Origin of the sequence: Natranaerovirga pectinivora (genome assembly GCF_004342165.1) — a bacterium.
GTDB classification, from domain to species: Bacteria; Bacillota; Clostridia; order Lachnospirales; family DSM-24629; genus Natranaerovirga; species Natranaerovirga pectinivora.
Genome location: NZ_SMAL01000008.1, coordinates 1 through 19997, shown reverse-complemented (window position 1 = coordinate 19997; position 19997 = coordinate 1). Strand labels below are relative to the sequence as shown.

Annotated in this window: 17 protein-coding genes and 2 tRNA genes; 18 read left to right on the top strand and 1 reads right to left on the bottom strand. The window is 32.3% G+C overall.

Going from position 1 to position 19997, the window contains the following annotated elements:
* Positions 1 to 314 precede the first annotated feature (314 nt).
* The 15 genes from EDC18_RS11045 to tsaD all read left to right on the top strand — a co-directional run bounded on the left by EDC18_RS11045 (position 315) and on the right by tsaD (position 17410).
* Positions 315 to 758 (top strand): ACT domain-containing protein, encoded by a 444-nt coding sequence (locus EDC18_RS11045; protein WP_132253157.1) that lies wholly within the window; start codon positions 315 to 317, stop codon positions 756 to 758.
* A 6-nt stretch (positions 759 to 764) separates the two neighbouring features.
* Entirely contained in the window at positions 765 to 2000 is a 1236-nt protein-coding gene (locus EDC18_RS11040; protein ID WP_132253156.1) for a homoserine dehydrogenase, read from the top strand.
* Positions 2001 to 2018: 18 nt separating this feature from the next.
* A complete protein-coding gene (locus EDC18_RS11035) occupies positions 2019 to 3215 on the top strand; it encodes a cofactor-independent phosphoglycerate mutase (RefSeq protein WP_132253154.1) in 1197 nt (398 codons plus the stop codon).
* A gap of 22 nt (positions 3216 to 3237) precedes the next feature.
* On the top strand, positions 3238 to 4446 hold the full coding sequence (locus EDC18_RS11030; protein ID WP_207669198.1) for an aspartate kinase: 1209 nt from the start codon (positions 3238 to 3240) through the stop codon (positions 4444 to 4446).
* A 332-nt stretch (positions 4447 to 4778) separates the two neighbouring features.
* The gene (locus EDC18_RS11025; RefSeq protein WP_132253151.1) at positions 4779 to 6920 is read left to right on the top strand and encodes a Tex family protein; all 2142 of its coding nucleotides are present in this window, start codon (positions 4779 to 4781) and stop codon (positions 6918 to 6920) included.
* A gap of 100 nt (positions 6921 to 7020) precedes the next feature.
* On the top strand, positions 7021 to 7539 hold the full coding sequence (locus tag EDC18_RS11020) for a YcxB family protein (RefSeq protein WP_132253149.1): 519 nt from the start codon (positions 7021 to 7023) through the stop codon (positions 7537 to 7539).
* 60 nt (positions 7540 to 7599) lie between these two features.
* Positions 7600 to 8031 (top strand): tRNA (adenosine(37)-N6)-threonylcarbamoyltransferase complex ATPase subunit type 1 TsaE, encoded by a 432-nt coding sequence (tsaE, locus tag EDC18_RS11015; RefSeq protein ID WP_132253147.1) that lies wholly within the window; start codon positions 7600 to 7602, stop codon positions 8029 to 8031.
* Positions 8032 to 8107: 76 nt separating this feature from the next.
* Entirely contained in the window at positions 8108 to 8815 is a 708-nt protein-coding gene (tsaB, locus tag EDC18_RS11010; protein ID WP_132253145.1) for a tRNA (adenosine(37)-N6)-threonylcarbamoyltransferase complex dimerization subunit type 1 TsaB, read from the top strand.
* Positions 8815 to 9252 (top strand): ribosomal protein S18-alanine N-acetyltransferase, encoded by a 438-nt coding sequence (rimI, locus tag EDC18_RS11005; RefSeq protein ID WP_132253143.1) that lies wholly within the window; start codon positions 8815 to 8817, stop codon positions 9250 to 9252. Before tsaB ends, rimI begins: the two co-directional genes overlap by 1 nt.
* A 254-nt stretch (positions 9253 to 9506) precedes the next feature.
* Entirely contained in the window at positions 9507 to 11876 is a 2370-nt protein-coding gene (locus tag EDC18_RS11000; RefSeq protein ID WP_165878559.1) for a Lon protease family protein, read from the top strand.
* A gap of 402 nt (positions 11877 to 12278) precedes the next feature.
* Entirely contained in the window at positions 12279 to 14264 is a 1986-nt protein-coding gene (gene tkt, locus EDC18_RS10995) for a transketolase (RefSeq protein ID WP_132253139.1), read from the top strand.
* Between the two features lie 126 nt (positions 14265 to 14390).
* Positions 14391 to 14645 carry a hypothetical protein gene (locus tag EDC18_RS10990; RefSeq protein WP_132253137.1) on the top strand — a complete coding sequence of 85 codons (255 nt, stop codon included), beginning with the start codon at positions 14391 to 14393 and terminating at the stop codon, positions 14643 to 14645.
* A 176-nt stretch (positions 14646 to 14821) separates the two neighbouring features.
* Positions 14822 to 15733 carry a ribonuclease Z gene (locus EDC18_RS10985; protein ID WP_132253135.1) on the top strand — a complete coding sequence of 304 codons (912 nt, stop codon included), beginning with the start codon at positions 14822 to 14824 and terminating at the stop codon, positions 15731 to 15733.
* Between the two features lie 22 nt (positions 15734 to 15755).
* Positions 15756 to 16337, top strand: coding sequence for a DUF6715 family protein (locus EDC18_RS10980; protein ID WP_132253134.1), 582 nt, complete (start codon positions 15756 to 15758; stop codon positions 16335 to 16337).
* Between the two features lie 47 nt (positions 16338 to 16384).
* Positions 16385 to 17410 carry a tRNA (adenosine(37)-N6)-threonylcarbamoyltransferase complex transferase subunit TsaD gene (tsaD, locus tag EDC18_RS10975; protein ID WP_132253132.1) on the top strand — a complete coding sequence of 342 codons (1026 nt, stop codon included), beginning with the start codon at positions 16385 to 16387 and terminating at the stop codon, positions 17408 to 17410.
* A 48-nt stretch (positions 17411 to 17458) separates the two neighbouring features.
* Here the strand turns inward: tsaD and EDC18_RS10970 are convergent, their stop codons facing one another.
* Positions 17459 to 17968 (bottom strand): ferritin, encoded by a 510-nt coding sequence (locus EDC18_RS10970; RefSeq protein ID WP_132253130.1) that lies wholly within the window; start codon positions 17966 to 17968, stop codon positions 17459 to 17461.
* 438 nt (positions 17969 to 18406) lie between these two features.
* Between EDC18_RS10970 and ispD the strand changes: the two genes are divergently transcribed.
* The 3 genes from ispD (at position 18407) to EDC18_RS10955 (ending at position 19673) form a co-directional block, all read left to right on the top strand.
* Positions 18407 to 19111 carry a 2-C-methyl-D-erythritol 4-phosphate cytidylyltransferase gene (ispD, locus tag EDC18_RS10965; RefSeq protein ID WP_132253128.1) on the top strand — a complete coding sequence of 235 codons (705 nt, stop codon included), beginning with the start codon at positions 18407 to 18409 and terminating at the stop codon, positions 19109 to 19111.
* A 300-nt stretch (positions 19112 to 19411) separates the two neighbouring features.
* Positions 19412 to 19497 (top strand) — tRNA-Ser (locus EDC18_RS10960).
* Positions 19498 to 19584: 87 nt separating this feature from the next.
* A tRNA-Ser gene (locus EDC18_RS10955) sits at positions 19585 to 19673 on the top strand.
* Positions 19674 to 19997 lie beyond the last annotated feature (324 nt).

Here is a 19997-nt window from a genome sequence, read left to right as displayed (position 1 = left end):
ACGTTAAATCTAGAAATATTGGGGCCGCTTCAAGGACAATATACTAGGCTTGGCTGCCTTACTCTTCGATCGGTCGACGCCAAACCTAGTATATTATCCTTGAAGCTCTGTGCAAGATAACTTAATAATTTCTTTTTCTGGGTTAAAAAAATGATGAAAAGCTAATTCTATGTAGGGGCTGAATTGTTAAATTCTTAGCTTTTATTAGCGGATGAAAATTAACATAAAAAAACTTGCAAAAAAAAGTGATATATGATAACATCTTTCTTAGAAAAACATATGTATATACTAGAAAGACAAAGGCAGGTGATCATATGCCAGATAATGTCAATTATTATATTATTAAGAAGAAAGCTTTGCCAGAGGTATTTTTGAAGGTAGTTGAGGCTAAAAAGCTTTTGGAATCTGAGAAGGCTATGACCATACAAGAGGCTGTTGATCAAGTGGGCATTAGTCGTAGTTCTTTTTATAAATATAAGGATACTATTTTTCCTTTTTATGAAAACATTAGAGGGAAGACCATAACAATAGGATTGAAGATGGATGATGAACCAGGGTTGCTGGCCAAATTGTTAAATAATATAGCCAATTATAATGCTAATATACTTACAATCCATCAAAGTATACCTATTAATGGAGTAGCCAATTTGACCATTAGTGTTGAAGTGCTACCAACAACTGGAGACATTGAAGATATTATAAGAAGTATAGAATCGTTAGATGGCGTTCATCAAATAAAAATATTAGCTAGGGAGTGATTTCATATGGTAAATATAGCCATACTAGGATACGGAACAGTAGGTTCAGGTGTTGTAGAAGTTTTAAATACTAACAGAGACAGTATTAACAAAAGGGCAGGACAAGAAATTAATATTAAATATGTATTAGATTTAAAGGATTTTGAAGGGGACCCAATTCAAAAAGTTATTGTACATGATTATGATGTTATCATTAATGATGATAGTGTAAAAGTTATTGTTGAAGTTATGGGTGGTGTTGAGCCAGCTTATACATTCGTAAAAGAAGCATTACTTAAAGGAAAGAGTGTTGTATCTTCTAATAAAGAATTGGTTGCAAAACATGGTGCAGAACTTTTACAAATTGCAAAAGACAAAAATATTAACTTCCTATTTGAAGCCAGTGTTGGTGGCGGTATTCCTATTATTAGACCACTTAATCAATCTTTAACGGCTGATGAAATTTATGAGATCACTGGTATTTTAAATGGAACAACAAATTATATATTATCAAAAATGTCAAAAGAAGGTTTGGCTTTTGATTCAGTTTTAAAAGAAGCTCAAGAAAAAGGATATGCTGAGAGAAATCCTGCTGCTGATGTAGAAGGTCATGATGCTTGTAGAAAAATTGCTATTTTATCTTCATTGGCTTTTGGTATGCAAGTAGATTTTGAAGATATTTACACAGAAGGTATCACAAAAATTACGGATACAGATATGCAATATGCAAAATATCTTGGATTAGATATAAAATTATTAGCCACAAGCAAAAAAGTGGATCAAAGAGTTTATGCAAGAGTAGCACCTATGATGCTAGGGAGTGGTCATCCCCTTGCTAATGTCCATGATGTTTTCAATGCCATATTTGTTAAAGGCAATGTTATTGGAGATGTAATGTTCTATGGTAAAGGTGCAGGAAAGCTTCCAACTGCCAGTGCAGTAGTAGCCGATGTTGTAGATGCGGCTAAGCATTTAGAAAGAAATATTATGTCTTTCTGGAGTACTGAAAAAATGGGGCTTATGGAAATTAAAGAAGTACCAACTCAATATTTTATAAGAATCAAGGGTAGTTCTTCAGATATGAATGTTAATGTTCAAAAGCTTTTTGGTGCAATACAAATTGTTCAATTGGAAGAAATAGATAATGAGTTTGCAATTATTACTGAAGAAGAAGCTGAAGGTGAGCTTAATAAAAAAGTTGAACAACTCAGGGCGTTAACAAGTGAGGATGCTGTATTAAGCGTTATTAGAGTGGAAAACTAATTTCTTGGAGGTTAGGATATGAAATATATATTAGTTTTAGGCGATGGAATGGCCGATGAGCCAATAGAAGAATTAAATGGATTAACACCTATTGAAGCTGCTAAAACGCCAAATGTAGATAAGCTTGCATTAAAAAGTGAGGTTGGGCTAGTCAATACCATCCCTACAGGAATGGATCCAGGAAGTGATACAGCCAATTTATCTGTTCTTGGATATAATCCAAGAGAGTACTATACAGGTCGTTCACCATTAGAGGCTTTAAGTATTGGTGTGCCTTTAAAAGAGGATGATATTAGTTTAAGAGTTAATCTTGTAACATTAGATGATACAAGTGACTATAAAAATAAAAAGATAATAGATCACAGTGCTTCAGAAATTACAACAGAAGAAGCCAGTATTTTATTAGAAGATTTGAAAAAAGCTTTTGAAACAGAAGCGTATAAATTCTATTGTGGAACAAGTTATCGCCATTTATTAGTGTGGAAAGAAGGCAAGCTTTTAGATTTTACACCACCTCATGATATTTTAGGAAAAGAGATTGGTGAGTATCTTTCAACAGAGGGTATTTTCTCAGAAATGATGGAGAAAAGTTATGAGATTTTAAACAATCATCCCATTAATATTGAACGTGTTAAAAAAGGATTAAACCCTGCCAACTCAATGTGGTTTTGGGGTGCAGGAACAAAGCCCATACTAACACCATTTGAAGAAAAGTTTGGTGTAAAAGGTGCAATGATTTCTGCAGTAGACTTATTAAAAGGTATTGCCATAGGTGCAGAGATGAAGGTTCTTAAAGTTGAAGGTGCAACTGGAACCCTTCATACCAATTACCCAGGTAAAGCCAAGGCAGCTCTTGATGTTATTAAAGACGATTGTGATTTTGTATATGTTCATATTGAAGCACCAGATGAATGTGGTCATCAAGGAAACTTAAAGGATAAGATCAAAGCAATAGAATTAATTGATGAAAAAATAATTGGTCCAATTGTAGAAGATTTAGATAAGTCAAATATAGATTATAAATTAATGTTTTTACCTGATCATCCAACACCTATTAGTATAAGAACCCATACGTCAAGCCCAGTACCTTATCTTATTTATAATAGTACAAAACAAGTAAGTAATACATTTATGTATAGTGAAAAAGATGGGGAAAGAAGCGGTAACAAACAAGAGGATGGTTATAGACTTATGGAATATTTCTTGAAGAATTAGTTAATTTAAAGGAGGAATTGGTTTGCTAATCGTTAAAAAATTCGGTGGAAGCTCTGTAGCAAACAAAGAAAGAGTTTTTAATGTTGCTAAAAAAATAATAAAAGATTATGAAGCAGGTCATCAAGTTGTAGTCGTATTGTCCGCTCAAGGAGATACAACAGATGATTTAATAGAAAAGGCAAAAGAATACAATCCAAAACCATCAAAAAGAGAGATGGATATGTTACTAACGACTGGTGAGCAACAGTCTGTTGCATTAATGGCGATGGCTCTTGAGTCATTAGGATATCCAGCAGTTTCCCTTAATGCTTTTCAAGTAGGCATTAACACAACTTCAGTTTATAGCAATTCAAGACTAAAAAGAATAGATTCTGAAAGAATTAATGCAGAACTTGATCGAAAAAATATTGTTGTTGTTGCAGGTTTTCAAGGTGTGAATCGTTTTGATGATTTTACCACACTAGGTAGAGGTGGTTCTGATACAACAGCAGTTGCATTAGCAGCGGCATTAAATGCAGATAAATGTGAAATTTATACAGATGTTGATGGCGTATACACAGCGGATCCAAGAGTAGTAGCTGATGCTAAAAAATTAGAAGAAATAACTTATGATGAAATGTTAGAGTTGGCTACATTAGGTGCAAAGGTTCTTCATAACCGTTCTGTTGAACTGGCAAAAAAATACAATGTAGATTTAGTAGTGAGATCAAGCTTAAATGATACAGAAGGTACAGTAGTTAAGGAGGAATGTAAGATGGAAAAAATGCTCGTAAGTGGCGTTGTTGCAGATAAAAATACGGCTAGAATTGCTGTTGTAGGATTAAAAGATGAACCAGGTAAAGCTTTTCAATTGTTTTCTCTAATGTCAAAACACAATATTAATGTAGATATTATATTACAATCTATTGGTCGTGATGGTACTAAAGATATTTCTTTTACAGTAGCGGAAGACAATGTGGATGAAGCAGTGGAAATTATTCAAAGTAAAATGGATAAGTTAACGGCTCAACGAGTTGAGTTTGCGAAAGATGTATGTAAGGTTTCTATTGTAGGTGCAGGTATGCAGTCTAATGCAGGTGTTGCGACTATGATGTTTGAAGCGTTATATGATGCAGGGATTAATATTCATATGATTTCTACTTCTGAAATTAAGATTACTGTTTTAATTGAAGAGAAGTATGCTAAAGAAGCGGTTAATGTGATTCATGAGGCATTTAAATTAGGTGAATAAATTAGAAAAAAAGATTTAAAGATGCTCGGGTCTTGCCTAGGGGTATTGTATATAAGATTTATCGACCCTTATCCATTCTTGGATAAGAGGGTCGAGCTACGCCATCCGTGGCTCCGCTGTTTAATCTTATATACAATACCCCTAGGCTTTTCTTTTGGGAGAGTGTTTGGGAATGAGGCTCTTGGCATTTTTAGTGTTTTTGGGAATATGGGTTGAGTTTGCATAGCATAGTTTTGTTAGATGTTTTGCATTTTTTAATTTATTGTTGTAAATGGATTGTTGTTCTTCTATAATAAAAACTAAGAACATTCAGAGATAAGGAGTATTTTGATATGGATATTTTAAAGCAACTTCAAGAGGAATTTCAGATTAATAAGTGGCAGATTGATAATACGGTGGATTTAATTGATAAAGGAAATACCATTCCTTTTATTGCTAGGTATAGAAAAGAGGTAACGGGCTCTTTAAGTGATGAAGTTTTAAGGGATCTTCATGAAAGGTTGGTATACCTTAGAAATCTTGAAGAGAAGAAAGAACAGGTTATTAAAAGTATTGATGAACAAGGGAAGTTGACAGATGAACTAAAAGCACAAATTAGTGGTGCTAAAACGCTTGTAGAAGTAGACGATTTGTATAGACCTTATAGACCTAAGCGTAGAACAAAAGCAACCATTGCTAAGGAAAAAGGGTTAGAGCCGCTGGCTATGGTTATTTTTAATCAGGACAAGATCCTTTCTCTTGAAGCATTAGCTAGTGACTATATTAATTCAGAAAAAGAGGTTAATACGGTTGAAGAGGCTTTACAAGGGGCTAAAGATATTATTGCTGAGATGATTTCTGATAATGCTGAGTATAGAAAAACCATTAGAAGAATGACTTTTAAAGATGGTAAGATTGTATCCCAAGCGAAAGATAAAGAGGCTTCTACTGTTTATGAAATGTATTATGAGTATGAAGAGAGTATTGCTAAGATTGTAGGCCATAGAATACTTGCCATCAATAGAGGGGAAAAAGAAAAAGTTTTAATGGTGAAGATACAAGATCCTGAAGAAACAATCCTTAGATTTATTGAAGCTCAAGTGATTACAACGGAAGATATAACCATAATGGAACTTTTAAAAGAGGTTATTGTAGACAGCTATAGAAGGCTTATTGCCCCATCTATAGAAAGAGAGATTCGTAATGAGTTGACAGAAAAAGCAGAAGAAGGCGCTATTAAAGTTTTTGGAAAGAATCTTGAACAGTTATTGATGCAACCACCTATTGCAGGGAAGATTGTATTAGCCCTTGACCCTGCATATCGAACAGGGTGTAAAGTTGCTGTTATAGATGGAACAGGAAAAGTTCTAGAAACAAGTGTTGTCTATGCCACACCACCAAAGAATGAAATTGAAAAATCTAAAGTAGTCTTAAAAGGGTTTATCAATCAATATAATGTTCAAATTGTTGCCATTGGTAATGGGACTGCCTCTAGAGAGTTAGAGTTATTTACGGCAGAAATGCTAAAAGAAATAGACAAAGATATTAAGTATATTATTGTTAATGAAGCAGGCGCTTCAGTATACTCAGCTAGTAAATTAGGGACAGAAGAGTTTCCTGAGTTTGATGTGGCATTAAGAAGTGCTGTTTCTATAGGGAGAAGATTACAAGATCCTCTTGCAGAGTTGGTAAAAATAGATCCAAAATCCATTGGCGTAGGACAATACCAGCATGATATGAACCAGAAAAAATTGAGTGAAACTTTAGGTGGCGTTGTTGAGGATTGTGTTAACAAGGTGGGTGTTGATTTGAATACAGCATCACCATCTTTACTTGAGTACATTTCTGGGATTAGCAAAGCCATTGCTAAAAATATTGTGAACCATAGAGAAGAAAATGGATTATTTAAAAATAGAAAAGAACTCTTAAAAGTAGCCAAACTTGGGCCTAAGGCTTATGAACAGTGTGCAGGATTTTTAAGAATTAGTGATGGACAGCAACCATTAGATAATACTGGTGTACATCCGGAGTCTTATGAACATACCATTAAATTATTAGAGATGTTAGGTTATACGCCTAGTGATATAAAAGAGAACAAGTTAAAAGATATTAAAAGTAAAGTAACAGACATAAGTACACTAGCAGAAAAAATTGCATTAGGGGTACCAACATTAGAGGATATTATAAAAGAGTTGGAAAAACCTGGTCGTGACCCTAGGGAAGAAATGCCTAAGCCAATTCTTAGAACAGATGTATTAGAGATGGAAGATTTACAAGAAGGTATGATACTTAAAGGTGTTGTTAGAAATGTTATAGATTTTGGTGCCTTCGTAGATATTGGTGTACATCAAGATGGACTTGTTCATATTTCTCAAATTACTGAAAAGTACATCAAACATCCGTTAGAAGCAGTTAGTGTTGGAGATGTTGTTGAAGTAAAGGTTATGGGTGTGGATGTTCCTAAAAAGAGAATTTCTTTAACAATGAAGTTGTAGAGCTCACTGGTTTATCACAGTAAGTCACTTTGTTCTTGCAATTGGAAAATGATTCACATATAATAATAAGAGATAAAAATATTATACAAAGGAAGATTGAATGTCTAGTGTTAATGAAATTTCTTTAGAAGTAAAAATAGAAGAAAAAGATATGTATCATTTTCTTTTGCATTGTGAATATAAAAGAGTTATAAGTGTAATATATATTTTTTTTAGTATAAGTTGTTTAATTTTATTTCCTTTTTCCTTAACGTGGGGTGATACAACATTTTCCATAATGTTACTGGTTGTAGGATTGTTTTATACATTTTTTACACCACTATCTCTTAGACTTAAAGCAAAAAGACAGATATTATTAAACCCTGCTTATAAAAAACCATTTAACTATGTGATTAACGAAACGGGTTTGAATATTTCTCAAGATCATAATGAATTTAATTATTCGTGGATGGATTTTACAAAAATTGAACAAACGAAAAATGCCTTATTATTTTTTTTCAGTAAAAAGGTAGCGTTTATTCTACCAATGAAAGACTGTGAAAAGGAAATTCATAATATATTAGAAGTATTGAATAAAGAAGTGCCTCATAAGTTAAAAGGAATAAAGAAGATTAAGTAATAATAAAAATTAGACCCTCGCTTTGTTAGCGGGGGTATTTTATAAAGTAAGGTGAGATATATGATTTATGAAACACTTTCATCGGCAGAAACCTTTGAAATAGGTAAAAAACTTGGAGGTCAATCAAAAAAAGGACAAGTTTTTTGCTTGATTGGAGATTTAGGTGTTGGTAAAACAACTTTTACACAAGGCTTTGCAAAAGGCTTAGAGATTGATGAACATATTAGTAGTCCAACTTATACCATTGTTAACGAATATGATGAAGGAAGAATACCTTTTTATCATTTTGATGTCTATAGAATTAGTCATATAGAAGAAATGGATGAGATTGGTTATGAGGAGTATTTTTTTGGTAATGGGGTATCCTTGGTGGAATGGGCCAATTTAGTAGAAGAAATTATTCCAGAGGATGCCATTTGGATTTATATTGAAAAGGATTTGGAAAAGGGATTGGATTATCGGAAGGTAACAGTTAATAACTTGGTCCTTTAGCCAAGTTAATTAATTATAAAAGCGTATTAATAGATATAAACTATGATTTGAATCTAGGATTACTTTGGAGGTTTTTATGAAAATTTTAGCGATAGATAGTTCAGGCCTTACATCTTCAGTGGCAGTAGTGGATAAGTATGATTTGATAAGTGAGTATACAGTAAATTGTAAGAAAACCCATTCCCAGACTTTGATGCCAATGATTTATGAGATGAATAAGAGTATTGGTCTTGAACTGAGTTCTTTAGATGCAATTGCAGTTTCTGAAGGACCTGGTTCATTTACTGGGCTTCGAATAGGGGCAGCTACGGCTAAGGGACTTGCTTTAGCACTTAACAAGCCGATTATTAGTGTCCCAACTTTAGATGGCTTAGCATATAATATTTATGATAATGAAGCTATTATTTGTCCAATAATGGATGCTAAGAGAAATCAAGTATATACGGCACTTTATGAATATGAAGATAGCAAACTTAAAAAGTTATCAGAGAGTATGGCTGTGGATATTAATGAAATTTTAGAAGTACTTTGTGGATATAATCGTAAAGTGATTTTTCTTGGTGATGGTGTTGAAATCTATAAAAGTCTTATTGAAGAAAGTGGTATGGCCAATAGCTTTGCACCTATACATCTGATGAAACAACGTGCAAGTTCTATTGGTGCGTTGGCTCTTGATTACTTATCAAGTAATAATACAGTTAGTGGCAATGATTTTGCACCTGTTTATTTAAGAAAGTCACAAGCGGAAAGAGAATATGAAGAAAAAATTAAGGCGGGTCAGTAATGATAAGTTTTAGAGGGATGATCTTAGAAGATATTGATCAAATTGTTGAAATAGAAGAAATGTCTTTTACAAATCCATGGACAAAAAAAGCTTTTGAAGATGAATTGGTTAATAAACTAGCCCTCTATATAGTTGCTATTTCTAATAATGAAGTTATTGGTTATGGTGGTATATGGAAAATTTATGATGAAGGTCATATTACCAATATTGCTATTAGAAAGACCTATAGAGGTAAAGGGATTGGCAAATTAATGGTTCAAGAGTTGATAAAAGCAGGAAAAAAGAAGGGAATTGATAGATACACCCTTGAAGTAAGAGAAAGCAATATAATTGCTCGAAAGTTATATAAAGATTTAGGCTTTGAGGAGATAGGACTGCGCAGAAATTATTATACAAAACCAGTAGAACATGCCGTAATTATGTGGAAAAATACTTAGTGATGAAAAGTGGTTATGAAGAATTTATTCTTCATAACCACTTTTTTACGTTGTTATTCTGAGCCTAGCTATAGATTTCATATAATATAAAGAATTGAATCTCATACATCCTCAAGAAAGGATAAATAATTCCTATATAACCTATAGGTAATTATAGTTCTTTAAAAATAAATTTTCAAATTTGATAACAGTACAACTATCAAATGTATAGAATAAAGTATAGCTATAAACACCACTCAGGAGGGAGTGAATTCATGAAAAGAAAACTTAAAGTCTCTTATGAAGATTTATGTATAAATGATCTAAGTAAGAATCTGAAAATCAATGATATGGAAAGTGAAGTTCAGGATAAGTTTTTAGGGCAAGAAAAAGCTATAGAGACTTTGGATTTTGGACTAAGGGTTAATTCTAAGGGGTATAACATCTATTTGACAGGCGAAGTAGGGACACACAAGAAACAATATTTAATTCAATATCTGGAAGAATTATCAAAATCCCAACCTGTTCCTAATGATTGGTGTTATGTGTACAATTTTAAAAATGAGCTAAAGCCGATTGCCATAAGTTTACCTGCTGGTAAGGGTAGACAGTTTAGAGACGATGTTTCCTTTACAATAGAAAGATTGCTAAATGAAATTAATGAGTGTGTGGAATCAGAAGAGTATAAAGAAGCTGTTGAAAAAATAAAAGAGAGTTATTATGATGAGGGTGAAAAACTATTAAAATATATAAAAGACCGTGCAAAAGAGTTAGGATTCTATACTCAAATTTCTGATGGAGGTCTTTATTTTGTTCCTGTTATAGAGGGGAAAAAAATAAGTGAAAAAACCTATGATGATTTAAGTGTAGAAGATCAAGATAAAATTATAAATAACCTTACTAGTATTGAAGAAGAATCTGAAATGATTATGGATAAGGTAAAAGAATATAAAAAAGAGGCAGATAACAGGGTAAAAGAGTATGAAGATAAAACAATCTTAAATATTATTGATACCATCATTGAAAACTTAATAATGGAATATAAAGAGTATAATAAAATAAGTAAATATTTAATAGACTTAAAAGATGATTTAATAAGTCAAATAAATGTTTTAATCAATAAAGAAGAAAGTGATAACGATGATTTGAAAGCCTTATTAAATAGTATCGTAAAAGAGGACGATGAGGTGCCTAAAAAATACTCAGTTAATTTATTAGTAGATAACAGTGAGTTAGAGGGAGCGCCAATCGTAAATTGTATTAATACAAATTACAACAATATTGTTGGAAGAGTAGAGTTTGATAATGAATTAGGTAATTTGGTAACAGATTTTAGTAAAATTCAAGCCGGTGTTTTACACCAAGCCAATGGGGGTTATCTAATAATAAATGCCAGTGATGTTTTAACAACATCCTTTGTATGGGATTTTATTAAAAAGTCATTGCTAACTGAGAAAATTGAATTCGAGAATATTCGAGAAAAATTAGGCGGTGTTCCGTTAAAGTCTGTAACACCAGAGGCTATACCTTTGAATATAAAAATTATTTTACTTGGAAATCAAAGACTGTATCAGTTACTGTATTATTATGATGATGATTTTTCCAAACTGTTTAAAGTACTAGTAGAATTTGATTATGAAATGACCAAAACAGACCAATCTATAAAAGAGTATGAAACATATATTGAAAAGTATATTAAAGAAAAAAACTTGTTACCTATTAATGAAAAAGGCAAAAAAAGAGTATTAAGTTATTCTTCAAAATTAGCAGGGAATAGATTTAAGTTATCTACTAAAATTAGTAATATTGAAAATTTATTAGAGGAAGCAGATTATTGGGCGAGAAAAGATGGCGAGGATAAAATTTATGAAGAGCATATTAAAAAAACCATAAATGAAAAAGAAAAAAGAGTTAATTTTATTAAAAATAAAACCCATGAAATGATAACAAGCAATAAAATCAAGATAGATTTCAATAATTCCAAGGTTGGTCAAATAAATGGTCTTGCAGTAATGAGTTATGGTGAGAGTACTTTTGGCAAACCTACAAGGATTACTGCTACAACTTATATGGGCCAAAGTGGCATGATTAACATTGAAAAAGAGGCTGGACTTAGTGGAAGTATTCATAATAAGGGTATTAATATTTTATCTGGGTATTTAGGACAAAAATACGCCCAGGAAAAACCTTTATCTTTAACTTGTAGTCTTTGTTTTGAACAAAATTATTCTAGTATTGATGGTGATAGTGCCTCTTCAACTGAATTATATGCTATTTTATCAAGTTTATCGGAAGTACCAATTAAGCAATATCTAGCAGTAACTGGTTCTGTAGATCAAAGAGGGAATATACAGCCAATAGGTGGGGTGACTGAAAAAGTTGAAGGGTTTTATGACGTGTGTAAGACCAATGGATTGACAGGTAAGCAAGGGGTTATTATTCCTAGAGATAATGTTGAGGAGCTTATTTTGAATGATGAGATTCTTGAGGATATTAAGAAAGAGAAATTTCATGTTTATGCCATTGAAACCATTGATGAGGGGATTGAATTGTTAACAGGTAAGAAAATGACCGTTATTGATGAATTGGTTAAGGCGAAGCTTGAGAAGTATTATCGTAATAGAATTGGTAATGATGAGGCGTAAAAATTTATTTTGCTAGGGTAGAGCCTAGGGGTATTGTATATAAAATTAATCGACCCTTCCCCATCCTTGGGGAAAAGAGTCGAGCTACGCCATCCTTGGCTACGCTGTCTAATCTTATATACAATACCCCTAGGCTTTGCTTTAGGGTATACATGTGGAGATATGTAAATTCCTTGATTTAAATTGTATCTTTAAAGAGAATGAACGTTTTGATTCAAGTACTCTTTCCTCTGTGCATTATGCTTTGGAAATTCTACATTATTAGTATATTTAGCAAGTAATTATACAAAAATAGGTAAAGGCACTTGCGTTTCTGATTATATGTGATACAATGCTAATGAAAATACTTTCGGTAAATAAAGTTTAAGGACTTTAAATTATAAATGTTCAAGGAGGATGTCAATGAAATCTATAGATAATTTGACTATTAATACTATTCGTTTACTTTCTGCTGATGCCATTCAAAAGGCTAATTCAGGTCATCCAGGATTACCAATGGGTGCGGCGCCTATGGCTTATGAATTATGGGCTAATCATATGAATCATAATCCTAAAAATCCTAATTGGATTAATAGAGACCGTTTTGTGTTATCTGCAGGACATGGTTCTATGTTACTTTATTCATTGTTTCATTTATTTGGATACGGATTAGAAATTGAAGATTTACAAGAGTTTAGACAATGGGGTAGTAAAACGCCAGGACATCCAGAGTTTGGACATACTGTTGGTGTTGAAACAACCACAGGACCATTAGGTGCTGGTTTAGCTACTGCTGTTGGTATGGCTATGTCAGAAGCTCATTTGGCTGCAAAATTCAATGAAAACAATTATGATGTTATGAATCATTATACTTATGTTTTAGCTGGCGATGGGTGTATGATGGAAGGAATTTCTTCTGAAGCCGCTTCATTAGCAGGAACATTAAAATTAGGAAAGTTAATTATTTTCTATGATTCTAACAATATTTCAATAGAAGGTGATACAGATATTGCCTTTACTGAAAATGTAGGTAAAAGATTTGAAGCTTTTGGTTTTCAAGTATTAAAAGTTGAAGATGGTAATGATCTAGTTGCTATTGGCAAGGCTATTGAAGAAGCAAAAGCAGACTTGGAAAGACCTACTTTAATTGAAGTTAAAACTCAAATAGGATATGGATGTCCAAACAAACAAGGAAAAGCAAGTGCTCACGGAGAACCATTAGGAGCAGATAATATTGTTTGTGCCAGAGAATATTTAGAATGGGTAAGTGAAGAAGATTTCCATGTACCTGGAGAAGTTTATTCTCATATGGAAGCCTTAAGAAAAGAAAGTGAAGAAAAAGAAAATAAATGGAATGAAAAATTCCAAGAATATAGAAACAGTTATCCTGAAAAAGCAAAAGAATGGGATATGTATTTCTCAAAAGAATTACCAGTAGATTTAATGGAAGATGATGCTTTCTGGGCCTTTGAAGATAAGCCTATGGCTACTAGAAATGTTTCTGGTGAATTAATTAATAGATTAAAAGATAAAATTCCTAACTTAATTGGTGGGTCTGCAGATTTATCACCATCTACTAAAACATTTATGAATGGTGAAGGCAGTTTTTCAAGTAAAGATTATACAGGTAGAAATCTACATTTCGGTGTTAGAGAAATGGCTATGGCAGCTATAGGAAATGGAATGTATTTACATGGCGGGTTGATGGTATATGTATCTACTTTCTTTGTGTTTAGTGATTATTTTAAACCAATGGCTAGGTTAGCATCTTTAATGGAAATACCAATGATTTATGTTTTAACCCATGATAGTATAGGGGTTGGAGAAGATGGACCAACTCATGAACCAATAGAGCAATTAGCAGCTTTAAGAAGTATGCCTAATTATATTGTGTTTAGACCTGCTGATGCAACTGAAACAGCAGCGGGATGGTACTTTGCTGTAACTTCTAAAAGTGAGCCAACGGCTTTAGTATTAACAAGACAAAACTTACCACAACTTAAAGAATCAAGTAAAGATGCCTTAAAAGGTGGATATGTTTTATTAGATTCACAAAAAGAGACACCAGATATGATTCTTATGGCTAGTGGATCAGAGGTTCAATTAATATATGAAGCACATGCTAAGCTGAAAGAGCAGGGTGTAGATGCAAGAGTGGTAAGTATGCCATCCTTTGAACTCTTTGATCAACAAGAGGATGCTTATAAAGAATCTGTTTTACCAAAAGAAGTAAGAAAAAGATTAGCTGTTGAAGCTGCTACAACTTTTGGTTGGTATAAATATGTTGGATTAGATGGAGACGTTATCGGCCTTGATAGATTTGGTGCTTCTGCTCCTGGTGAAAAATTATTTAAAGAGTTTGGATTTACAGTAGAAAATGTTGTCGAAAAAGCAATGAAGTTATTTTAGAGTAAGAGTAAATATTTTTTTACCCTCTAAATATTACCTCTGTACACAGGCCTGAGAACCTATTATAATATATATAGAAAGTTTGATTCTACTAGACTAAAATATATATGTACAAGGGGTAATGGGATGAATAATTTTCGAAGAAAATATCGAATTAAAAAGTCGAAAGACAGAATTTGCTGTAATATGTGTGGAAGAGTCATTGCAGAAAATAGGGAATTTCCTAAAGTAGACTTTGTTGAGATTAATAAAAATTGGGGATATTTTTCCAACAAAGATAATGAAAATCATAATATACACATTTGTGAAAGTTGTTATGATCAATGGGTAAAATCATTTTCAATATTGCCAAGTGTTAAGAATAATAGTGTATGTATATAGAAAAGTAGGGGAACTGAGTCATTTTACTTAGGTCCTCTACTTTTTTTGTACATTGAATTATTAGTTTTTATATGGTTTTAAAATTCTATCTTTAAAAGACCTTGAACAAATGACTCTTTTAGATTATTCTATAGACAAGAACTTTGTAAAATTATAGTAATAGAAAGAGGTAGTATATGTTAGATGTTTGTTTACTTGGTACTGGTGGTATGATGCCATTACCTTATAGATGGTTAACTTCTTTAATGTTAAGATATAATGGTAGTAGTTTATTAATAGATTCTGGTGAAGGCACTCAAATTGCTATTAAGGAGAAAGGTTGGAGTTTTAAACCTATTGATATTATTTGTTTTACCCATTTTCATGGGGATCATATTGGAGGGCTGCCGGGTTTACTGTTGACCATAGGAAACTCTGATAGAACAGAACCAATTACCCTTATTGGACCTAAGGGGTTAGAGAGAGTGGTTAATGGATTAAGGGTAATTGCCCCAGAGTTACCTTTTGAATTAAATTTTATTGAATTAACAGAGGCAAGTGAAATTATAGAAATAAATGGTTATTGTATTGAAGCCTTTAAAGTGAGTCATAAAATAACTTGTTATGGTTACAATGTTGTCATTAAAAGACAAGGTAAATTTATAGTAGAAAAAGCAATAGAGAATGATATCCCTCAAAAATATTGGAGTAGACTTCAAAAGGGAGAAAGTCTTGAGGTGGAAGGAAGAAAATTAACACCAGATATGGTATTAGGTGGAGATAGAAAAGGCATAAAGTTGACTTACTGTACAGATACAAGACCAGTTCCTCATATAAGTGATTTTGCAAAAGGTGGGGATTTATTTATATGTGAAGGCATGTATGGTGAAGAAGATAAAGAAAATAATGCTAAAAAATACAAGCATATGACTTTTCAAGAGGCAGCAGAACTTGCTTATAATGGGAAGGTAAGTGAATTGTGGTTAACCCATTATAGTCCATCATTAGTGAGACCAGAAGAATATGTTAAAAACGTATACCACATATTTGAAAATACAAAAGCAGGAAAAGATGGTATGTCTACAACTTTAAAATTTGAAGAAGATTAAGTTGCCTAAGGGGGTAATGATAATGCGTAAACTAATTGCTTTTCTAATGATGATAGGTGTAATTGCTTTTTTTTATTTTTACACAGATGGCTTATCAGAAAGAAATGTAGCTAGAACAGAGGTGGACAGGATACTAGAACATGATATAGACAATAATTATCCAGCCACGCCAAGAGATGTTATGGCATTATATAATCAAATGGTAAGGTATCTTTATAGTGGAAGAATAAAGACAGAAGAAATAGAAGTAGTATTGATGGAACAAAGAAAGCTTATGGATGACCAATTGCTTGATACTAATCCATTTGATATTCAACTATTAAGATTAAAAAATGAAATTGAATATAATAAACAAACCAATAAAAAAATAATAGAAGCACAAATTAAAGATGTAACACCAAATAATTACTTTGGAACAGATAATAATATGTGTCGTGTAAAAGTAATATATTATTTAGCAGAACAAGGTAGACCTAATATTAATGTGTATCAAGAGTATATCCTTATAAAAGATGAAGAAGGTTTATGGAAGATACTTGGTTGGCAAGAGGTTGAGCCCTTTACAATTATTAGTAAAAAGGATTTGAGTACCGAAAGTATTTAATGGTTTGAGTTGTTTTGTTAGCGCTAGAAGAAAGGAATGAAAAATAAATGGCAGATCAAGTGACTATATTAGCTATAGAAACATCTTGTGATGAGACTTCTGCTGCTGTAGTAGAAAATGGAACCAACATCTTATCAAATGTGATTTCTTCTCAAATAGATTTGCACAAAATCTACGGTGGGGTTGTTCCAGAAATCGCATCTAGAAAGCATATAGAAAAAATAAATGGTGTTATAGAAGAAGCATTAGAAATGGCAAATAAGGCATTAGATGATATTGATGTCATAGCAGTTACATATGGACCAGGATTAGTGGGTGCTTTATTAGTAGGTGTTGCATCAGCTAAAGCTATGGCATACGCATTAAATAAACCATTAATAGGCGTTCATCATATTGAAGGTCATATAAGTGCCAATTTTATAGAACATAAAGATTTAAAGCCACCTTTTATTTGCTTAGTTGTATCAGGTGGACATAGTCATTTAGTAATTGTGAAAGATTATGGAGAATTTGAAATAATTGGAAAAACAAGAGATGATGCAGCAGGAGAAGCTTTTGATAAAGTATCAAGAGCTATTGGTTTGGGATATCCTGGTGGCCCTAAGATAGATAAACTTGCTAAAGAAGGGAACAAAAAAGCCATAGATTTTCCTAAGGCCTATTTGGAAGAAGGATCATATGACTTTAGTTTTAGTGGATTAAAATCAGCAGTTCTTAATTATATTAATCAATGTAAAATGAAAGATGAAAAAATTAATAATGCTGATTTGGCCGCATCCTTTCAAGAATCAGTGGTAGAGGTGCTGGTTAATAAAACAATAAAAGCAGCAAAAGATTACAATATGAAAAATATAGCTTTAGCAGGAGGAGTGGCAGCTAATTCTGCATTAAGAGAAAAAATGAATAAAGCCTGTGAAGAGAATGAAATGAAGTTACACTATCCGTCTTTGGTTTATTGTACAGATAATGCAGCAATGATAGGTGTAGCTGCTTATTATGATTATATAAAAGGCGTTAGACATGGGTATGATCTTAATGCCGTGCCCAACTTAAAACTAGGTCAAAAAAAATAACGGAGGATTAATTAAAATTCTCCGTTACTTAAATTGAATTGATTTAACTTACGCATTTGCTGGTGGTACAAAAGTTCTTTGTGCCAGTTCAGCATCCATTGCATATAAAAGACTAGGATCGTTTATTGCACGTTTAAGTTTTTGAACATGTGTCCTAAACATAGACATTTCTTCAACTTGTTCGTCAACAAACCACTTTAACATACTTATTGTAGCATGTTCTCTTTCTTCTTGCGCAATGTCCATGAGTTTATAAATTCGATCTGTTACAAAACCTTCGTGAGCTAGAGATTTTTCAAAAACATCAAGAATATCTTTGTATTCATTTTCTGGGTCGTCAAGACTTGTGATTTGAACACGTGCATCCATATCATTAACATAGTTGAAAATTTTCATAGCATGAAACTTTTCTTCTTCAGCTTGTACAACAAAGAAGTTTGCAAATCCATCTAAATCGATTGAATAGCAATAACCTGCCATTGCTAAGTACATATGTGATGAGAAAAATTCGTATTTTATTTGTTCGTTAAGAGAATCTAATAATTTTTGACTTAACATAGTAAACCTCCTTAAGTTAGAATTCAAAGAATTCTTTAGTTAATATGAAAGTATTAATTTAAAACTTGCTTGCAAGGGTTTGAAATTAATGCTTTCAACGAAGCTTGTGTCTCTTGCAAAGCAAGAGGCATAGGCTGAGTAAATATGAAAGTCTAATTTGCAAACTTGCTTGCAAGGATTTGGAAATTAGACTTTCATTGAAACCTTGTGCCTGTAGCCTAGCGAAAGGCAGATTACAAGGTTAATATGAAAGTATTAATTTAAAACTTGCTTGCAAGGGTTTGAAATTAATGCTTTCAACAAAGCTTGTGTCTATTGCAAGGCAAAAGGCATAAGCTGAGTTAGTATATACTTATTCTATCAAATAATACCTTCTTTAAAAAGGGGTATTTGGTAAAAAATGCAAAAACTAATATAATATTTAAAAGGGGAAGAGATATGAGGGAAAAAGTAACGGCTATTATATTAGCAGCAGGTCAAGGAAAAAGAATGAAAAGTAATATACAAAAGCAGTATATTAGCTTAGGAAACAAACCTATTATTGTATATGCCTTATCGACTTTTTCAAAATGCAAAGAAATTGATGAGATTGTTGTGGTTGTATCGCCAGGGGATATCAATTATTTTAAAAAAGAAATAATTGATAAATATAATATAGAGAAAGTGGTTACGATAGTAGAAGGTGGAAAAGAAAGATACCACTCTGTTTACAATGCTTTAAAATATATAGATGGCAATAATAATGGTTATGTATTGATTCATGATGGTGCTAGACCATTTGTGAGAAAAGAAGAAATAAAAAAGTGTATTACTTCTGTAAAGGAATATAAAGCTTGTGTTCTTGGAGTTCCTTCCAAGGATACTATAAAGAAAGTCGAAAAAGAAGGTTTTATAGAGGGGACAGTGGATAGAAAAAACTTATGGTTGATTCAAACGCCACAAGGGTTTAGTTTTGAACTGATAAAAGAAGCTTATGTAAAATTTTTTGAAGACAGCAATACAAATATAACGGATGATGCTATGATAGTAGAGAATTATTCAGATAAGAAGGTAAAAATAGTTGAAGGGAGTTATAATAATATAAAAATTACAACACCTGAAGATTTGATTTTTGGAGAAGCAATTTTAAAACATTATATATAAGTTATAAATAATACACTTTAATTTTAAATGGATAAACTCTAATATATGCTTATATATTTGAGGTGAGACCTTATAATTTTAAAAAGTTAAAAAAAAATAGAATTTATTTTAAAAAACGTATTGACACTTATAATGAAAAATGATAAGATAACGCTTGTCAAACTTCAGCGGTAACGCAGAAAACAAGTTAATTTACTTTAAAAAAACTTTTTAAAAATAAATTAAAAAAAAGTATTGACACTGAATTGAAAATATGATATTTTATTAAAGCGCTGATGAAACAGCACAAGCAAAACTTATGGAGAGGTGTCCGAGTGGTTTAAGGAGCTGGTCTTGAAAACCAGTGACTCCGAAAGGGGCCGTGGGTTCGAATCCCACCTTCTCCGTTACTATAACAGACCACCTTGGGTGGTTTGTTATAGCTAAGGACTTAATATGGTTATAATGTTGATGTGATATATAACCCTTTTCTTGGAGAAGTACCCAAGAGGTTGAAGGGGCTCCCCTGGAAAGGGAGTAGGTCGTTAATAGCGGCGCGAGGGTTCAAATCCCTCCTTCTCCGTTGTTGATGATTGAAAATAAAAAAAGCATTGACAGAACATAACAACTATGATAATATATCATTCGTTGTCGAAAAAAGAACATTGATAATTAAATAGTAAAGCAACCCTAAGATTTCAAAAAAATGAGTGGGATTTAAAATTTATTTTAAACCATCTCAAAGATTTGGGTCTTAGACACCAAAGAGTCTTACTTGAACTTGTTTCAAAAGACTATAAAGATTAAAAGATTTTTTTCTTCGGAAAAAACTTTTAGCCAGCAAATTAGATTGCTAAGGCAAACATCAATAAGTTATTTAATTCTTTGTAAGCAAATTTTGAAATAC

What these genes read in the sequence shown, in the direction of transcription:
- EDC18_RS11045 (WP_132253157.1), top strand. Translation starts at nt 315, where the DNA reads ATGCCAGATAATGTCAATTATTATATTATTAAGAAGAAAGCTTTGCCA.
- EDC18_RS11040 (WP_132253156.1), top strand. Translation starts at nt 765, where the DNA reads ATGGTAAATATAGCCATACTAGGATACGGAACAGTAGGTTCAGGTGTT.
- EDC18_RS11035 (WP_132253154.1), top strand. Translation starts at nt 2,019, where the DNA reads ATGAAATATATATTAGTTTTAGGCGATGGAATGGCCGATGAGCCAATA.
- EDC18_RS11025 (WP_132253151.1), top strand. Translation starts at nt 4,779, where the DNA reads ATGGATATTTTAAAGCAACTTCAAGAGGAATTTCAGATTAATAAGTGG.
- EDC18_RS11020 (WP_132253149.1), top strand. Translation starts at nt 7,021, where the DNA reads ATGTCTAGTGTTAATGAAATTTCTTTAGAAGTAAAAATAGAAGAAAAA.
- tsaE (WP_132253147.1), top strand. Translation starts at nt 7,600, where the DNA reads ATGATTTATGAAACACTTTCATCGGCAGAAACCTTTGAAATAGGTAAA.
- tsaB (WP_132253145.1), top strand. Translation starts at nt 8,108, where the DNA reads ATGAAAATTTTAGCGATAGATAGTTCAGGCCTTACATCTTCAGTGGCA.
- rimI (WP_132253143.1), top strand. Translation starts at nt 8,815, where the DNA reads ATGATAAGTTTTAGAGGGATGATCTTAGAAGATATTGATCAAATTGTT.
- EDC18_RS11000 (WP_165878559.1), top strand. Translation starts at nt 9,507, where the DNA reads ATGAAAAGAAAACTTAAAGTCTCTTATGAAGATTTATGTATAAATGAT.
- tkt (WP_132253139.1), top strand. Translation starts at nt 12,279, where the DNA reads ATGAAATCTATAGATAATTTGACTATTAATACTATTCGTTTACTTTCT.
- EDC18_RS10990 (WP_132253137.1), top strand. Translation starts at nt 14,391, where the DNA reads ATGAATAATTTTCGAAGAAAATATCGAATTAAAAAGTCGAAAGACAGA.
- EDC18_RS10985 (WP_132253135.1), top strand. Translation starts at nt 14,822, where the DNA reads ATGTTAGATGTTTGTTTACTTGGTACTGGTGGTATGATGCCATTACCT.
- EDC18_RS10980 (WP_132253134.1), top strand. Translation starts at nt 15,756, where the DNA reads ATGCGTAAACTAATTGCTTTTCTAATGATGATAGGTGTAATTGCTTTT.
- tsaD (WP_132253132.1), top strand. Translation starts at nt 16,385, where the DNA reads ATGGCAGATCAAGTGACTATATTAGCTATAGAAACATCTTGTGATGAG.
- EDC18_RS10970 (WP_132253130.1), bottom strand. Translation starts at nt 17,968, where the DNA reads ATGTTAAGTCAAAAATTATTAGATTCTCTTAACGAACAAATAAAATAC.
- ispD (WP_132253128.1), top strand. Translation starts at nt 18,407, where the DNA reads ATGAGGGAAAAAGTAACGGCTATTATATTAGCAGCAGGTCAAGGAAAA.